This is a genomic window from Mycobacterium sp. URHB0021, from assembly GCF_054057895.1.
Genome location: NZ_JBSRZT010000002.1, coordinates 3,634,924 through 3,648,210 on the forward strand (window position 1 = coordinate 3,634,924; position 13,287 = coordinate 3,648,210).

Genomic DNA, 13,287 nt, shown 5'->3' on the forward strand with positions numbered 1-13,287 from the left:
ATGGGTACAGTTGTCGCAGAACATCGCACGGTGTTCGATCTGGGGAGGGTCCATGTGGTATTGGCTGTTCAAGTACGTCTTCATGGGACCCCTGCTGATTGTGCTTGGCCGGCCGAAAATTGAAGGGTTGGAGCATGTTCCGCACTCCGGCCCGATGATCTTGGCGAGTAATCACCTGGCGGTCGCCGACAGCTTTTATCTGCCCCTGGTGGTCAGCCGCCGGATCACCTTCCTGGCCAAGGCCGAGTACTTCACGGGCACGGGCATCAAGGGCTGGTTCAACCGCTGGTTCTACACGGCCGCGGGCCAGGTGCCGATCGACCGCACCGACGCCGACAGCGCGCGAAGCGCGCTGACCACCGCCGAACGGGTGCTGAACCAGGGCAAGCTGCTCGGCATGTATCCCGAGGGCACCCGCTCGCCGGACGGGCGGCTGTACAAGGGCAAGACCGGTCTGGCGCGGCTGGCGCTGCAGACGGGCGTGCCGGTCATTCCGGTCGCGATGATCGGCACCGACGTGGTCAACCCCCCGGGCAAAAAGATGTGGCGGTTCGGCCGGGTCACGGTCCGGTTCGGCAAGCCGATGGACTTCAGCAGGTTCGAGGGCCTGGCCGGCAACCGGTTCATCGAGCGCGCGGTGATCGACGAGGTGATCTACGAGCTGATGAAGCTCTCCGGACAGGAATACGTCGACCTGTATGCCGCCGACGTCAAAGAGGGCGTCAAAGAGGGCAGGGACGGTAGGGCCGAAAAAAAGACGGTCGCGGCCTAACCGACAGCCGGAACGGCCGCACCCTCGATCGAGGGCCTGCTGCGCACGGTCGCCGTCGCGCCCGCGGCGCCTGCCACCACGATCACCGCCAGCGCCCACCACACGTATGAGCCTCCGGCGAGCTGGCGCCACAGCGATGCCGTGGTCTCACGATGTTCGGGCATCAGCGGTATCGGCGTCCACACCATCAGCGCCACCCCCGCCAGCGCGACCAGGCCGAGCAGCACCTGCCGTTGCCGGTAGGCCACCACACCCATCGCCAGCATCGTCGGCAGCGCCCACACCCAGTGGTGCGACCACGACACGGGGGACACCATCAACCCGAACATCGCCACGCAGATCAGCGCGAGCACCGGCTGCCCGGCACGAAGTATCCGGCGGGCCGCCCACACCGTCACCCCCAGCACGGCGAAGCAGGCCAGTGTCCACAGCACGAACCGCTCGCCCTCGCCGAGGCCGAGGCGCGCCAGTGTGCCCGCGATGTTCTGGTTGGTGTTCAGCGTCGCGGTACCGATCCGGTCGGTGTTGCGCACAGTCGCCGTCCAGTACTCCCAGGAATCGCGCCAGGCGAAGGCGAAGCCGACGAGCGTGGCAGCCACCGCCGACGCGATGGACACCAGCAACGCGCGCATATCTCGTCGCAGCAGGAAATAGAGCAGAAACACCGCTGGGGTCAGCTTGAGGGCGATCGCGACGCCCAGCAACATGCCCCGCGGCCACGGAGTCTTGCGCGGCACACAGTCGGCGATCACCAGGGTCATCAGTACGACATTGATCTGGCCGAAGTCGAAATTCGACCGGATGGGCTCCAGGTGGATCACGGCGGGCGCCACGATCGCAGCGGCCACCCAGCACCGCCGCAGCCACGCCGGCTCGCAGGTCACCGACGTTCGAGGCCACACGTCGAGCCCGGTCAGCACGATCACGGTCGACACGATCAGCAGCACCAACGTGGTCAGCGTGATGGCGACGCTGGCCGCCGGCAGCGGCAGCCAGGCGAACGGCGCGAAGGCCACCGCGGCCAGGGGTGGATAGGTGAACGGCAGGTCAAGACCACCGCGGGTGTGGAACATGGCGCCGTCGGCGTACAACGGCCGGCCGTCCAGCCAGGCCCGCCCGCCCATCCGATAGACGTCGACGTCGATCCGGTACGGGATGTGGCCGAGCAGCCGCCAGCCGGCCCAGGCCAACGCCGCCACGGTGAGCAGCTGGAACAGCCGCCAGGCGAGCGTGGGCCCCCAACCAGCCCCGCCGGGCGACCGCCGATTACTCATGTCGCCGACCAGCCTAACGGCCGGGTCCGGCGAGTCGTCCCGTATCCCGGGCGTGACGCGCGCGGGTCGGCGTAAGTTTTCTGCGTGTTCGACGCTCTCAAGTTCGACATGCACTTCGACCTGGCCATTCCGCCGGGGCGGTTGCCGCTGATGTGGTGCTTGATCGCCTTCCTCCTGACCTTCTTCCTGACACGAACGATCGTCCGGTACATCCGCGCGCACGCCGGCAGCGACGCGCCGCGCAAGTGGTGGCAGCCACGCAATATCGGCCACGGCTCGCTGCACATCCATCACGTCGTCATCGGCGTGATCCTGGTCATGGTCTCCGGCGTGACGATGGTGACCCTTGCAGTTGATGGTGGGGTACCCGAATTCACGGCCGCGGCAATCTTTTTCGGTATCGGTGCGGCCCTGGTTCTCGATGAGTTCGCGCTGATCCTGCATCTACAGGATGTGTACTGGTCAGAGGACGGCCGCACGTCGGTCGATGCAGTTTTCGCCGCTGTTGCGGTCGCGGGCCTGCTCATCCTCGGCCTCAATCCGCTGTCCTTCTTCGATGTCAGTCTCTGGCGTGATGACCACACCATTGCAGCGCGCGCCACCGTCATCGGCATCGCGCTGGTGACGCTGCTGCTGGCGGTGATCGTGCTGCTCAAGGGCAAGGTATGGACCGGTCTGGTGGGGATGTTCATCACCCCGCTGCTGATCGTCGGGGCGATCCGGCTGTCGCGTCCGCATGCGCCGTGGGCGCGCTGGCGGTACGGAAAGCGGCCCAGAAAGATGCGAAGGGCCCTGGAACGCGAACGCCGGCTGCGCAGGCCGGTCGTGCAGGCCAAACTTTGGCTGCAACACGTGATCGCCGGCGAACCTCACTTTCCCGACGACAGCGAGGTCAACGAGCAGCTGGATCGCGAAATACATGCCGCCGCGCCGCCGGAGCGCGCACCGGTCGAGCGAGGAGCGGCGGTCTAGCGGCGCATGCGATTTTTCTACGACACCGAGTTCATCGACGACGGCCGCACGATCGAACTGATTTCCATCGGCGTCGCCGCCGAAGACGGTCGCGAATACTACGCAATCTCAACCGAATTCAACCCGGACCAAGCCGGCAGCTGGGTGCGCAAGCATGTGCTGCCCAAGCTGCCGTCGCCGTCGTCACAGCTGTGGCGCTCGCGTCGACAGATCCGGACGGAGCTCGAGGACTTCTTCGGCGTGGACGGCGACGAGCCGATCGAGCTGTGGGCGTGGGTCGGCGCCTACGACCATGTGGTGCTGTGTCAGCTGTGGGGTCCGATGACCGACCTGCCTCCCGCGATTCCGCGCTTCACCCGCGAGCTTCGGCAGTTCTGGGAGGATCGCGGGTCGCCACGGATGCCACCCCGGCCGCGCGATGCGCACGACGCCCTGGTCGACGCGCGGCACAATCTGCTGCGATTTCGCCTGATGACGACGGGGTCGAACAGGGCCTCGGACAGCGAGTAGTGCCTGCACACGGGTAAAAAGCACAGGCGCACGCCCGTTACCATGAACGGGTGAACTGGACCGTCGACGTACCCATCGACCAGCTGCCGTCGCTGCCGCCACTGCCCGACGAGCTGCGGCAACGGCTGGACACCGCCCTGGCCAAGCCGGCCTCGCAGCAGCCGGACTGGGACGCGGAGGCGGCCAGGACCATGCGCACGGTGCTCGAGAGCGTCCCGCCGGTGACCGTGCCCGCCGAGATCGAGCGGCTCAAGAGCCAGCTGGCCGACGTCGCCCGCGGTAACGCCTTCCTGCTGCAGGGCGGCGACTGTGCCGAGACCTTCGTCGACAACACCGAACCGCACATCCGCGCCAATATCCGCACGCTGCTGCAGATGGCGGTGGTGCTCACCTACGGCGCGAGCATGCCGGTGGTCAAGGTGGCCCGCATCGCCGGCCAGTACGCCAAGCCGCGGTCATCCGACATCGACGCGTTGGGGCTGAAGTCCTACCGCGGCGACATGATCAACGGGTTCGCACCGGACGCCGCCGCGCGCCAGCACGACGCTTCGCGGCTGGTGCGGGCCTACGCGAACGCGAGCGCCGCGATGAACCTGGTCCGGGCGTTGACGGCCTCTGGCCTGGCATCGCTTCATCTGGTGCACGACTGGAACCGCGAGTTCGTCCGGACCTCGCCCGCCGGCGCCCGCTATGAGGCGCTGGCCGGCGAGATCGACCGCGGCCTGCGCTTCATGAGTGCCTGCGGGGTCAACGACCGCAATCTCGACACGGCCGAGATCTACGCCAGCCACGAGGCTTTGGTGCTCGACTACGAGCGGGCGATGCTGCGGCTGTCCACCGACTTCGACGAGCCTCGGCTCTACGACCTGTCGGCACACTTCGTGTGGGTCGGTGAACGGACCCGCCAACTCGACGGTGCGCATGTCGCGTTCGCCGAGGTGATCGCCAACCCGATCGGGGTGAAGATCGGCCCGACCATGACCCCGGAACTGGCCGTCGAGTACGTCGAGCGACTCGACCCGCACAACCAGCCCGGACGCCTCACGGTCGTCAGCCGGCTGGGCAACAACAAGGTGCGCGATCTGCTGCCGCCGATCATCGAGAAGGTGCAGGGCACGGGTCATCAGGTGATTTGGCAGTGCGATCCGATGCACGGCAACACCCACGAATCGTCGACCGGCTACAAGACCCGGCACTTCGACCGCATCGTCGACGAGGTGCAGGGCTTCTTCGAGGTGCATCGGGCGCTCGGTACCCACCCCGGGGGCATCCACGTCGAGATCACCGGCGAGAACGTCACCGAATGCCTCGGCGGTGCGCAGGACATCTCGGACTCCGACCTGGCCGGCCGCTACGAAACCGCCTGCGATCCCCGGTTGAACACGCAACAGAGCCTCGAGTTGGCGTTCCTGGTCGCGGAGATGCTCCGCGATTAGATGAGGCGGAGATGCTCCGCGATTAGAGCAGACCGGGAAGGTTGCTGCCGAGTGTCCACGCGGCGGTGGCGACGAGCCCGGTGAGGATCAGGACGGCGGCTACCCAGAAGAGCAGCACCCGCTTGGCGCGCTGCCGTGCCCAATAGAACTCGCTCAGTTCGATTCCGGCGAATTGCCCGGAGACACCTTGGTATTCGTACTCGTCGTCCGGCGGCACCGGCGCCATGTCGTCGCGGGTCAGTTCCCTGGTGTGCTGACGCGGGGCGAGCGGCGGCGGCGGCGGCGCAGAGGGACCCCCTTCGAGCCGGCTTCGATGCAGCTCGGCCGAGAGGTGCTGTGCCGAGTTGCGCGGCGCCGGGACCCGGAAATCGGGCAGTCCCAGTTCGTCGACGATGGAATGGAGTTCGGCGCCCATCTCTGCGGCGTCCGCGAATCGAGCGGCCGGGTCACGCGCGGTTGCGCGGAGCACCAGCTCATCGAATTGCAATGGCACACCGGCGATTACGCGGCTGGGCGCCTCGACGTCGTGGTCCATCCGTTGGTAGGCGACGGTCAGCGCGTTGTCACCAGTGAACGGAGTGTCGCCGGTCAGCAGCTCGTAGGCGAGGATGCCGACGGCGTAGACATCGCTGCGCGGATCCGCATCACCGGTGCCCACCTGCTCGGGCGACAGGTACGCCGCGGTGCCCAGGATGACGCTGGTCGAGGTGATCTTGGCCTCGGCGACCGCACGCACCAGACCGAAGTCGGCGATCTTGACCTCGCCGTCGTCGGAGATCAGCACGTTTTCCGGTTTGACGTCGCGGTGCACCAGCCCGGACCGGTGTGCCACCGCGAGGCCGCTCAATACCGGGCGCAGGACGGCAGCGGCCGCGTGGGGCGGCATCGGGCCGCGTTCGCGAAGGAGTTCGCGCAGCGTGCCGCCCTCGATCAGTTCCATCACGAGGAACGGGTGCTGGCCGTCGAGGCCCTGGTCGTAGACGGACACCAGGCCGGGATCCTTGAGCCGGGCGACGGCCCGGGCCTCACGCTGGAACCGGGTCAGGAACTGGTGGTCGCCGGCGTAGCGCGACTCCATGATCTTGAGTGCGACGGGCCGGTCCAACCGCAGATCCAGCCCGCGGTAGACGGCTGACATTCCGCCGGTGGCAATCAGGGTGTCGACGCGGTACCGACCGTCCAGCACGGCGCCCACGAGCGGGTCGTATTGCTGGTAGGTCTCCACCAAACACATGTTACGAGTCGGCCGATGAGACCTAGACTTGACGCGGTGAGCAGCATTCCGGCCGCAGACGACGTCCTTGACCCCGCCGAGGTCGTGTACGACCTTCCCGCCGTGGCCGACCTCCTCGGCGTACCGGTGACGAAGGTGCATCAGCACCTACGGGAGGGCCACCTGGTCGGGGTGCGGCGCGCGGGCGCCGTCGTGGTGCCCAGGGCCTTCTTCGACGAGACCGGCCACGTGGTGAAGAGCCTGCCCGGCCTGCTCGTGGTGCTCCACGACGGCGGCTACCGCGACACCGAGATCGTGCGCTGGCTGTTCACTCCCGATCCCTCGCTGACCATCTCCCGGGACGGCGAGACCGAACGGCAGGCTAATGCTCGACCGGTCGACGCGCTGCACTCCCACCAAGCCCGTGAGGTGGTTCGCCGGGCCCAGGCGATGGCGTACTAGATTCGGGCGCCCTCGACAGCGAAAACCAGGCCGCCGTCGCACAGCCGAGGGCCAGCAGCACGTGGATCCACGAATACATGCCATGGGCGCCGTCGGGCTTCCAGATCACCGTGATCCAGGTGGACAGCCCGGCGATCACGGCGATCGCCGCCCGGGACTGGGCGAGCGCGGCGACCACCGCCAGCGGCCAGGTGTAGTACCACGGCAGCGCGGCCGGGACGAACAGCACCACCACAACCATCACCATCGCGATGCCGATCAGCGCCTCGCGGTCGGTGTGGCGAAATCGCCACCACAGCAGTGGAAGTGAGATCGCGATGATCACGATGCCGACGATGCGTGCGACCTCGAGCACAGCGTAGAAGTTGACCGGCAGGAACAGTCCGCCGAACACGTTCACCAGATTCGCCACTGCCGTCGGCACCGTCAGCCAGTTGATGATCTTGACCGATCCCGCGAGCGCCGTCAGCCAGCCCAGGCCGACCCCGGCCAGCCAGGACAGCACCGCGAAGACCGCCACGAAGATCAGCCCCGCCGCCGCGGTCGCGGCCGCGAACGCCTTGGCCGGCGGGTATCCCCGGCGGTCACGCAGGTCGCGCATCCACACCCACACCATGAACGGAAGGGCAAGGCCGCCGGTGGCTTTCACGGCCACCGCGATGGCAATGAGGCCGGTGCCCCAGACGTGACGGCCACCGAACGTCAGCGCGATACCGGCCATCATGAGGCCGACCATGAGCATCTCGTTGTGCACGCCACCCATCAGGTGGATGATCACCAGCGGGTTGAGCACGCAGATCCACAGGGCCGCAGCGCCGCTGGCCCCCACGTGACGGGCCACCCGCGGGGCCGCCCAGATCAGCAACGCCAGCCCGGGCAGCATGCACAGCCGTAGCAGCATGGTCCCCGCGACCACGTCGTCGTCGCCGACGAGCATGGTGACGAACTTCGCCACCATGATGAATGCGGGTCCGTATGGCGCCGTGGTCGTGGTCCAGATTGGACTTACGTTGTCCAACAACGAGTTCGGGTTGTCGATCGGGCCCACCAGGTAGGGATCGAAACCGTCGCGTAGGAGCGCACCCTGGGCCAGATAGGAATAGGTGTCGCGGCTGAAGACCGGCGCGCTCAACAACAGGGGGACCAGCCAGAAGCCGGTGGTGGCGACCATCGTGTACTCGGTTGCGGTGCGGTTGATCACCTGCCGGCCCAGCCACAGCCAGGCGAACAGCATCAGCGCGACGCCGGCCCAGAGCGCTACCGAGGACAGCACGAGGCCGTGGCCGAACCGCAGCCACGACAGATGCAGCGACTCCAGCAGCGGGTCGTGCTGGGTGGTGCTACCGGCGCCGACACCACCGGCGGTGATCAGTACCGCACCGAGGAAACCCAGTAGGGCCGGGCGGCCGGCTTCTGACGCGGCAAATGCGGTCAATCGTGAAATATATTGTGCCAACCAAGCTTTCGGCACCTGGACAGGCGCTGGGGTCGCCATGCTCCTAGGCAGACCGGTTCGCGGCCAACCTGGTGAGCTCGGACAGCCCGACCTTGGCTTCGGTAGAGATGTCGGCCGCGTCGAGAATTTCCAGCGCACGGCGGGTGAGGGAATCGATGCGCTGTTCGACCGCGGCGAGCGCACCGACGGACTCGATGACCAGACACAGTTCCCTGACCGCCGCCTCTGACAGCTCGTTGCCGATGGAGGTGCGCAGCAGCTTGGCCGCCACGATGTCCGTCTTCTCGGAGCGCTCGACGGCCTCGGCCAGCAGCACCGTCCGCTTGCCGGACCGAAGGTCGTCGCCGGACGGCTTGCCTGTCACCGCCGGATCGCCGAACACGCCCAGCACGTCGTCGCGCAGTTGGAACGCCACGCCGAGGCTGGTGCCCATCTCGTGGAAGGCGGACTGCACATCCGGGCGGTCCGCGGCCGCGGCCGCGCCCAGTTGCAGTGGACGGGAGATCGTGTAGGAGGCCGTCTTGTAGACGTTGACCGTCATTGCGGAGGCGACGGTCTCCGCGCCGCTGGACTCGGCGACGATGTCGAGGTACTGGCCGCCGAGCACCTCGGTGCGGATCGCGGCCCAGACGCGCTGGACACGCTGCAGTGCGTCAACGGACAGGTTCGCGGTGAAGACGATGTCGTCGGCCCATACCAGCGCGAGGTCGCCCAGCAGGATCGCCGCCGACATACCGAACTGCTCCGACGAGCCGCGCCAGTGGTTGTCGCGGTGCTTGTCGGCGAAGATCCGGTGCACGGTGGGCAGCCCCCGGCGGGTGGCCGATGCGTCGATCACATCGTCATGCACGAGCGCGCACGCATGCAGCAGTTCAAGCGATGAGATCAGCCGCAGGATCGACGGGTCGAGCGGATCGTCGGGTCGGTCGGCGACGGCGCGCCACCCCCAGTATGCGAACGCCGGCCGCAGCCGTTTGCCGCCGCGCAGCACGAACTCTTCGAGGGCGGCGGTGAGGGCGCCGTAGTCGGCGCCGATATACGCGCAGTCGCGACGTTGCTCGCGGAGATAGTCCCGCAATTGATCGGTGACGGCGCTGGCCAGTTCGGCGGCCGACGGTACCGCTGTGTGCACGCTCAGCGGGCGCCCCTTTCTATGTCCGCTCCAAGCGTAGAGCGTGCGAGCGGTCGCATACCAAGTCAGGGGTCTCTTGCGCCAGGGGATCGCTAGTGGGGTTCGCCGACTCGTGGCGAACGGTCCCGATTCATGTACGCCAGTCCGCCGATGACTCCCGCCACCACGAACGACCCGATGCCCAACCAGATCGCGGCACCGGTGAACGACCGGGCGCTGGGGTCGGTATAGCGGGCCTGGGCACTCATCGTGCTGACCACCCCCGGCCGCAGCTTCCACTCGACGACTTCGGAGGACACCTGGTCGCCATTCGTCGATGTCACCTCGCCGGGGAACGACACACTCAGCGACACGTCGGCGTCGGGGTCATTGAGCGAGGTGAGGTCGGCACGTCCCTCGAGTATCACCAGGTCGCCCGCGCGGCGCAGCGAGATGTCGACGCCCGCCGCGTCGCGGTTCATGTTCGCCAGCTGCGGCAGCTCGGCGAAGGTGAGATCGGAGAACACGGCCTCGGAGCCGACGTAGTCGTCGCGGCTGTAGTCGGAAATCGCCACCTTCTGTGCGAAGGGCAGGGAGTTGAGCAGCTGCGGGCCCTTGTCGTCGGCATTGCGCTGCTTGGCCGCGGCGATGATCTGACCGGACACCCGATCGTCGGGTGAGACCGTGATCGACGCCCGTACCCGTACGCAGCCTGCGGCCATCGGGATCACGACCAGCAGGAGCAACACCATGGCGACGAGGCGGGTACGCCTGCGGTTTCGCAGTGGACGGGCGGGCACGTGGTCATCGTGCCAGACCCCGGCCCGTCAGGCCCGATTGCCGCACTCTCAACGCGGCTGTTCTCCCCCGCAAGCGGGAGGTGCCCCACGCCGCTTGATCGTCGTACGGCTAGCCGATTGCCGCACTCCTCAACGCGGCTGTTCTCCCCCGCAAGCGGGAGGTGCCCCACGCCGCTTGATCGTCGTACGGCTAAAGGGGCAATGCCCGGCCGAGGATCGCGAACGCCCGCGGATCGCCGGCGAAGTGGTAGCCGCGGATGATGTCGTTGAAGCCCAGCCTGCGGTAGAGACGCCAGGCGCGGTTGGATTCGCCGTTGATCTCCGGCGTGGACAGCAGCACATGCGCCTCGCCGCGGTTTGCCAGCAGCCGCCGGGCGAGGGCCTCGCCGAGACCGCGGCCCTGGGCCCGCGGGTGGATGTGCAGTTCCGTCAACTCGAAATAGCTCGTCATCAGCTCGGTCACGCGTGATCTGTCGGCGCCGATGCGGGCCAGCCCCTGCACGACCTGTTGTTGCCACCACTGGTCGGGAGCGCCGCAATAGCCGTAGGCGACGCCCAGCAATGGCGCCTTGACCAACGCGTCGGCATCCGTGGGCGCACCGTCTTCGGACTCCGTGAGCTCCACTGCGGCGACGGCCTTCCAGCCGTGCCTGCGGGTGTGCTCGAGCCACATCGACGCGCGTTGGTTCTCCGTGCCGCGCGGATACCGCATGGCATCGACGTACACCGCGAGCGCGTCACCGAGCCGGCGTTGCATATCGCTCGGCGACAGATCGATCAGAAAGGTCGCCAACGTTTCGGTGCCCTCCAGAAAGTCGAGCGTTATTCGGTTGGTGCGGTGCGGAATGCCTACACCATTATCGGGTTGGGGACGTGTCGGCTACCCCCGGTGGTGCCCGTCATACAATCGAGGGTCGAAGTAGGTGGTACGGCTCAGATTGACCTCGTATCATTACTGTTAGGTGCCCGTAGATGCGGGCATACATCAGTTTGAACTTTTGAGACCGCCGCCGCGGCATCCGAGGAGGGACGAATGCCACTCTCCGATCATGAGCAGCGCATGCTCGACCAGATCGAGAGCGCGCTCTATGCCGAGGACCCCAAGTTCGCGTCGAGCGTACGTGGCGGAACTCTGCGCGCACCGTCGGCCCGGCGCCGCATCCAGGGTGCCGCCCTCTTCGTCATCGGCCTGGCGATGCTTGTGTCGGGCGTTGCCTTCAAGGCCACCATGATCGGGAGTTTCCCGATCCTTTCCGTCATCGGGTTCGTGGTGATGTTCGGCGGCGTGGTGTTCGCCATCACCGGACCGCGGGTCAGCCGGGATCGCGCGAACCCGGAGCAGCCCGGTGCACCGCGTCAGAAGCGTGCGAAGGGCGGCGGCGGCTCGTTCACCAGTCGGATGGAGGACCGGTTCCGCCGGCGCTTCGACGACTAGTTTCGCGCAGGTCCCGTACCTGACCATGGGGTAGCCCGCCGCGGGCTACCCCATTTTCGTATGCGCGGTGTGCCGGAGATTTCCCCTACATCGCCCCACCATCACCGATAACCGGTCTAGCTGGCGTTATCCCAGGTTCTGGCGGCCGCTGATCCGCACCGGCAAACCGAAATGCCTACGTTCGTGGCGCCCGGTGGGGCCGCTGAGGCAACTTTTGCTATCAACTGGCGCAAAGTGGGGGATTGTGGGGTAAAGTGGCGTCCGACGGAGCGACCGGGGTTCCGTCGGGCAGGGAGGTGGCGGGATGTTTCTCGGCACCTACACGCCAAAGCTCGACGACAAGGGGCGGCTGACGCTGCCCGCCAAGTTCCGCGACGCGCTGGCAGGAGGGTTGATGGTCACCAAGAGTCAAGATCACAGTCTCGCCGTCTATCCGCGCGCCGAGTTCGAAAAGCTGGCCCGACGGGCGTCGCAGGCGTCACGGAGCAATCCGGAGGCCCGTGCCTTCCTGCGAAACCTGGCCGCGGCCACCGATGAACAGCACCCCGACGCGCAAGGCCGGATCACCCTGTCGGCCGACCACCGCCGCTACGCCGCCCTCGCCAAGGACTGTGTGGTGATCGGTTCGGTGGACTATCTGGAGATCTGGGACGCCCAGGCATGGCAGTCCTACCAGGAGACGCACGAAGAGAACTTCTCCGCGGCCAGCGATGAAACTCTGCGCGACATTATTTGACCCGGAGGCTGGCACGGCCGTAGCCCGTGCACCGCGGTCTCTGCCCGAACCGGCCCTGACGTACTTCCCCAACGCCAGGACCGCGACCTCGGACAGGGACCTCGGTGCAGGGGCTCTCACCGGAGGCGCTGCGATGGCTCGAGAATCCGATCACGGACACGTTCCGGTCCTGCTGGACCGGTGCGTAGAGCTGCTGACACCGGCGCTCACCCGGCGCAGCCCCGACGGTGACGGCGCGGTCCTGATCGACGCCACCCTGGGCGCCGGCGGCCACACCGAGCGTTTCCTCACCCAACTGCCGGGCCTGCGGGTGATCGGGCTCGATCGAGACCCCGCCGCGCTGCGGATCGCCGGCGAGCGGCTCGCGCCGTTCGGCGAGCGTGTCCTGCTGGTGCGCACCCGCTACGACGGCATCGCGGACGTGCTCGGCGGAGCCCAACGCGTCTCGCATGTTCACGGCATCCTATTCGATCTCGGCGTGTCGTCGATGCAGTTGGACCGCGCGGAGCGCGGGTTCTCCTATGCCGCCGACGCGCCACTGGACATGCGGATGGATCCCGATGCGCCGCTGACCGCCGCCGAAATCGTCAACACCTATGACGAACGGGCGCTGACGCGGGTGTTGCGCGAGTTCGGCGAGGAACGGTTCGCGAGCCGGATCGCCGCCCGGATCGTCCGCCGCCGCGCCCGCGAACCTTTCGCCACCACCGGCGAATTGGTGGAACTGCTCTACGAGGCCATTCCCGCGCCGGCGCGGCGCACAGGTGGACATCCCGCGAAGCGGACCTTCCAGGCGCTGCGCATCGCCGTGAACGGGGAGCTGGACTCGCTCCGGGACGCGCTGCCGGCCGCGCTGGCGGCGCTGGCGCCCGCGGGACGCATCGCGGTGATGGCTTATCAGTCCCTGGAGGACAAGATCGTGAAGAACCAGTTCGCCGCGGCGACGGCGTCGCGCACGCCGCCGGGTCTTCCCGTCGAATTGCCCGGGCACAAACCTGAATTCATCGCCCTCACCCGCGGTGCCGAACGCGCGGGTCCCGAGGAGATCGAACTCAATCCGCGGAGCGCTTCCGTGCGACTACGAGCCCTGGAAAAGGTTGGTGGGTAACC

At 67.2% G+C, this 13,287-nt stretch carries 14 protein-coding genes; 8 read left to right on the top strand and 6 right to left on the bottom strand.

What is annotated here, in order from left to right:
• Positions 1-52 precede the first annotated feature (52 nt).
• Positions 53-772: a lysophospholipid acyltransferase family protein gene (locus ACVWWN_RS20095; RefSeq protein WP_457145410.1), complete on the top strand. Its 720-nt coding sequence runs from the start codon at positions 53-55 to the stop codon at positions 770-772.
• Here ACVWWN_RS20095 and ACVWWN_RS20100 read toward each other — a convergent pair.
• Positions 769-2,046 carry a glycosyltransferase 87 family protein gene (locus tag ACVWWN_RS20100; protein WP_457145411.1) on the bottom strand — a complete coding sequence of 426 codons (1,278 nt, stop codon included), beginning with the start codon at positions 2,044-2,046 and terminating at the stop codon, positions 769-771. The two genes, ACVWWN_RS20095 and ACVWWN_RS20100, sit on opposite strands and share 4 nt — an antisense overlap.
• A 108-nt stretch (positions 2,047-2,154) precedes the next feature.
• Here ACVWWN_RS20100 and ACVWWN_RS20105 point away from each other — a divergent pair, with 108 nt between their 5' ends.
• From ACVWWN_RS20105 to ACVWWN_RS20115, 3 genes are read left to right on the top strand one after another with little or no spacing between them, the layout of a single operon-like run.
• On the top strand, positions 2,155-3,018 hold the full coding sequence (locus tag ACVWWN_RS20105) for a hypothetical protein (RefSeq protein ID WP_457149201.1): 864 nt from the start codon (positions 2,155-2,157) through the stop codon (positions 3,016-3,018).
• A 6-nt stretch (positions 3,019-3,024) separates the two neighbouring features.
• Complete coding sequence (locus tag ACVWWN_RS20110; protein WP_457145412.1) at positions 3,025-3,528, top strand: polyadenylate-specific 3'-exoribonuclease AS; 504 nt, start codon at positions 3,025-3,027, stop codon at positions 3,526-3,528.
• A 50-nt stretch (positions 3,529-3,578) separates the two neighbouring features.
• Entirely contained in the window at positions 3,579-4,964 is a 1,386-nt protein-coding gene (locus ACVWWN_RS20115; RefSeq protein ID WP_457145413.1) for a class II 3-deoxy-7-phosphoheptulonate synthase, read from the top strand.
• 22 nt (positions 4,965-4,986) lie between these two features.
• Here ACVWWN_RS20115 and ACVWWN_RS20120 read toward each other — a convergent pair whose 3' ends face one another.
• Positions 4,987-6,198 (bottom strand): protein kinase domain-containing protein, encoded by a 1,212-nt coding sequence (locus ACVWWN_RS20120; protein WP_457145414.1) that lies wholly within the window; start codon positions 6,196-6,198, stop codon positions 4,987-4,989.
• A gap of 36 nt (positions 6,199-6,234) precedes the next feature.
• Here ACVWWN_RS20120 and ACVWWN_RS20125 point away from each other — a divergent pair, with 36 nt between their 5' ends.
• A complete protein-coding gene (locus ACVWWN_RS20125; RefSeq protein ID WP_457145415.1) occupies positions 6,235-6,639 on the top strand; it encodes an Rv2175c family DNA-binding protein in 405 nt (134 codons plus the stop codon).
• Here the strand turns inward: ACVWWN_RS20125 and ACVWWN_RS20130 are convergent.
• The 4 genes from ACVWWN_RS20130 to ACVWWN_RS20145 all read right to left on the bottom strand — a co-directional run bounded on the left by ACVWWN_RS20130 (position 6,560) and on the right by ACVWWN_RS20145 (position 10,799).
• Positions 6,560-8,134, bottom strand: coding sequence for an alpha-(1->6)-mannopyranosyltransferase A (locus ACVWWN_RS20130; RefSeq protein ID WP_457145416.1), 1,575 nt, complete (start codon positions 8,132-8,134; stop codon positions 6,560-6,562). The two genes, ACVWWN_RS20125 and ACVWWN_RS20130, sit on opposite strands and share 80 nt — an antisense overlap.
• A gap of 4 nt (positions 8,135-8,138) precedes the next feature.
• Positions 8,139-9,227, bottom strand: a complete 1,089-nt coding sequence (gene idsA2, locus ACVWWN_RS20135; RefSeq protein ID WP_457145417.1) for a bifunctional (2E,6E)-farnesyl/geranyl diphosphate synthase — start codon at positions 9,225-9,227, stop codon at positions 8,139-8,141.
• A 92-nt stretch (positions 9,228-9,319) separates the two neighbouring features.
• Positions 9,320-9,958 carry an LppM family (lipo)protein gene (locus ACVWWN_RS20140; RefSeq protein WP_457149202.1) on the bottom strand — a complete coding sequence of 213 codons (639 nt, stop codon included), beginning with the start codon at positions 9,956-9,958 and terminating at the stop codon, positions 9,320-9,322.
• 238 nt (positions 9,959-10,196) lie between these two features.
• Positions 10,197-10,799 (bottom strand): GNAT family N-acetyltransferase, encoded by a 603-nt coding sequence (locus ACVWWN_RS20145; protein WP_457145418.1) that lies wholly within the window; start codon positions 10,797-10,799, stop codon positions 10,197-10,199.
• Between the two features lie 240 nt (positions 10,800-11,039).
• Between ACVWWN_RS20145 and ACVWWN_RS20150 the strand changes: the two genes are divergently transcribed.
• The 3 genes from ACVWWN_RS20150 (at position 11,040) to rsmH (ending at position 13,285) form a co-directional block, all read left to right on the top strand.
• Positions 11,040-11,441 carry a DUF3040 domain-containing protein gene (locus ACVWWN_RS20150; protein WP_457145419.1) on the top strand — a complete coding sequence of 134 codons (402 nt, stop codon included), beginning with the start codon at positions 11,040-11,042 and terminating at the stop codon, positions 11,439-11,441.
• A gap of 304 nt (positions 11,442-11,745) precedes the next feature.
• The gene (gene mraZ / locus ACVWWN_RS20155) at positions 11,746-12,177 is read left to right on the top strand and encodes a division/cell wall cluster transcriptional repressor MraZ (RefSeq protein WP_457145420.1); all 432 of its coding nucleotides are present in this window, start codon (positions 11,746-11,748) and stop codon (positions 12,175-12,177) included.
• Positions 12,152-13,285, top strand: coding sequence for a 16S rRNA (cytosine(1402)-N(4))-methyltransferase RsmH (gene rsmH / locus ACVWWN_RS20160; protein ID WP_457145421.1), 1,134 nt, complete (start codon positions 12,152-12,154; stop codon positions 13,283-13,285). The genes mraZ and rsmH overlap by 26 nt, the downstream gene beginning before the upstream one ends.
• Positions 13,286-13,287: the final 2 nt, after the last annotated feature.

What these genes read in the sequence shown, in the direction of transcription:
- ACVWWN_RS20095 (WP_457145410.1), top strand. Translation starts at nt 53, where the DNA reads ATGTGGTATTGGCTGTTCAAGTACGTCTTCATGGGACCCCTGCTGATT.
- ACVWWN_RS20100 (WP_457145411.1), bottom strand. Translation starts at nt 2,046, where the DNA reads ATGAGTAATCGGCGGTCGCCCGGCGGGGCTGGTTGGGGGCCCACGCTC.
- ACVWWN_RS20105 (WP_457149201.1), top strand. Translation starts at nt 2,155, where the DNA reads ATGCACTTCGACCTGGCCATTCCGCCGGGGCGGTTGCCGCTGATGTGG.
- ACVWWN_RS20110 (WP_457145412.1), top strand. Translation starts at nt 3,025, where the DNA reads ATGCGATTTTTCTACGACACCGAGTTCATCGACGACGGCCGCACGATC.
- ACVWWN_RS20120 (WP_457145414.1), bottom strand. Translation starts at nt 6,198, where the DNA reads ATGTGTTTGGTGGAGACCTACCAGCAATACGACCCGCTCGTGGGCGCC.
- ACVWWN_RS20130 (WP_457145416.1), bottom strand. Translation starts at nt 8,134, where the DNA reads ATGGCGACCCCAGCGCCTGTCCAGGTGCCGAAAGCTTGGTTGGCACAA.
- ACVWWN_RS20140 (WP_457149202.1), bottom strand. Translation starts at nt 9,958, where the DNA reads ATGGTGTTGCTCCTGCTGGTCGTGATCCCGATGGCCGCAGGCTGCGTA.
- ACVWWN_RS20150 (WP_457145419.1), top strand. Translation starts at nt 11,040, where the DNA reads ATGCCACTCTCCGATCATGAGCAGCGCATGCTCGACCAGATCGAGAGC.
- mraZ (WP_457145420.1), top strand. Translation starts at nt 11,746, where the DNA reads ATGTTTCTCGGCACCTACACGCCAAAGCTCGACGACAAGGGGCGGCTG.
- rsmH (WP_457145421.1), top strand. Translation starts at nt 12,152, where the DNA reads ATGAAACTCTGCGCGACATTATTTGACCCGGAGGCTGGCACGGCCGTA.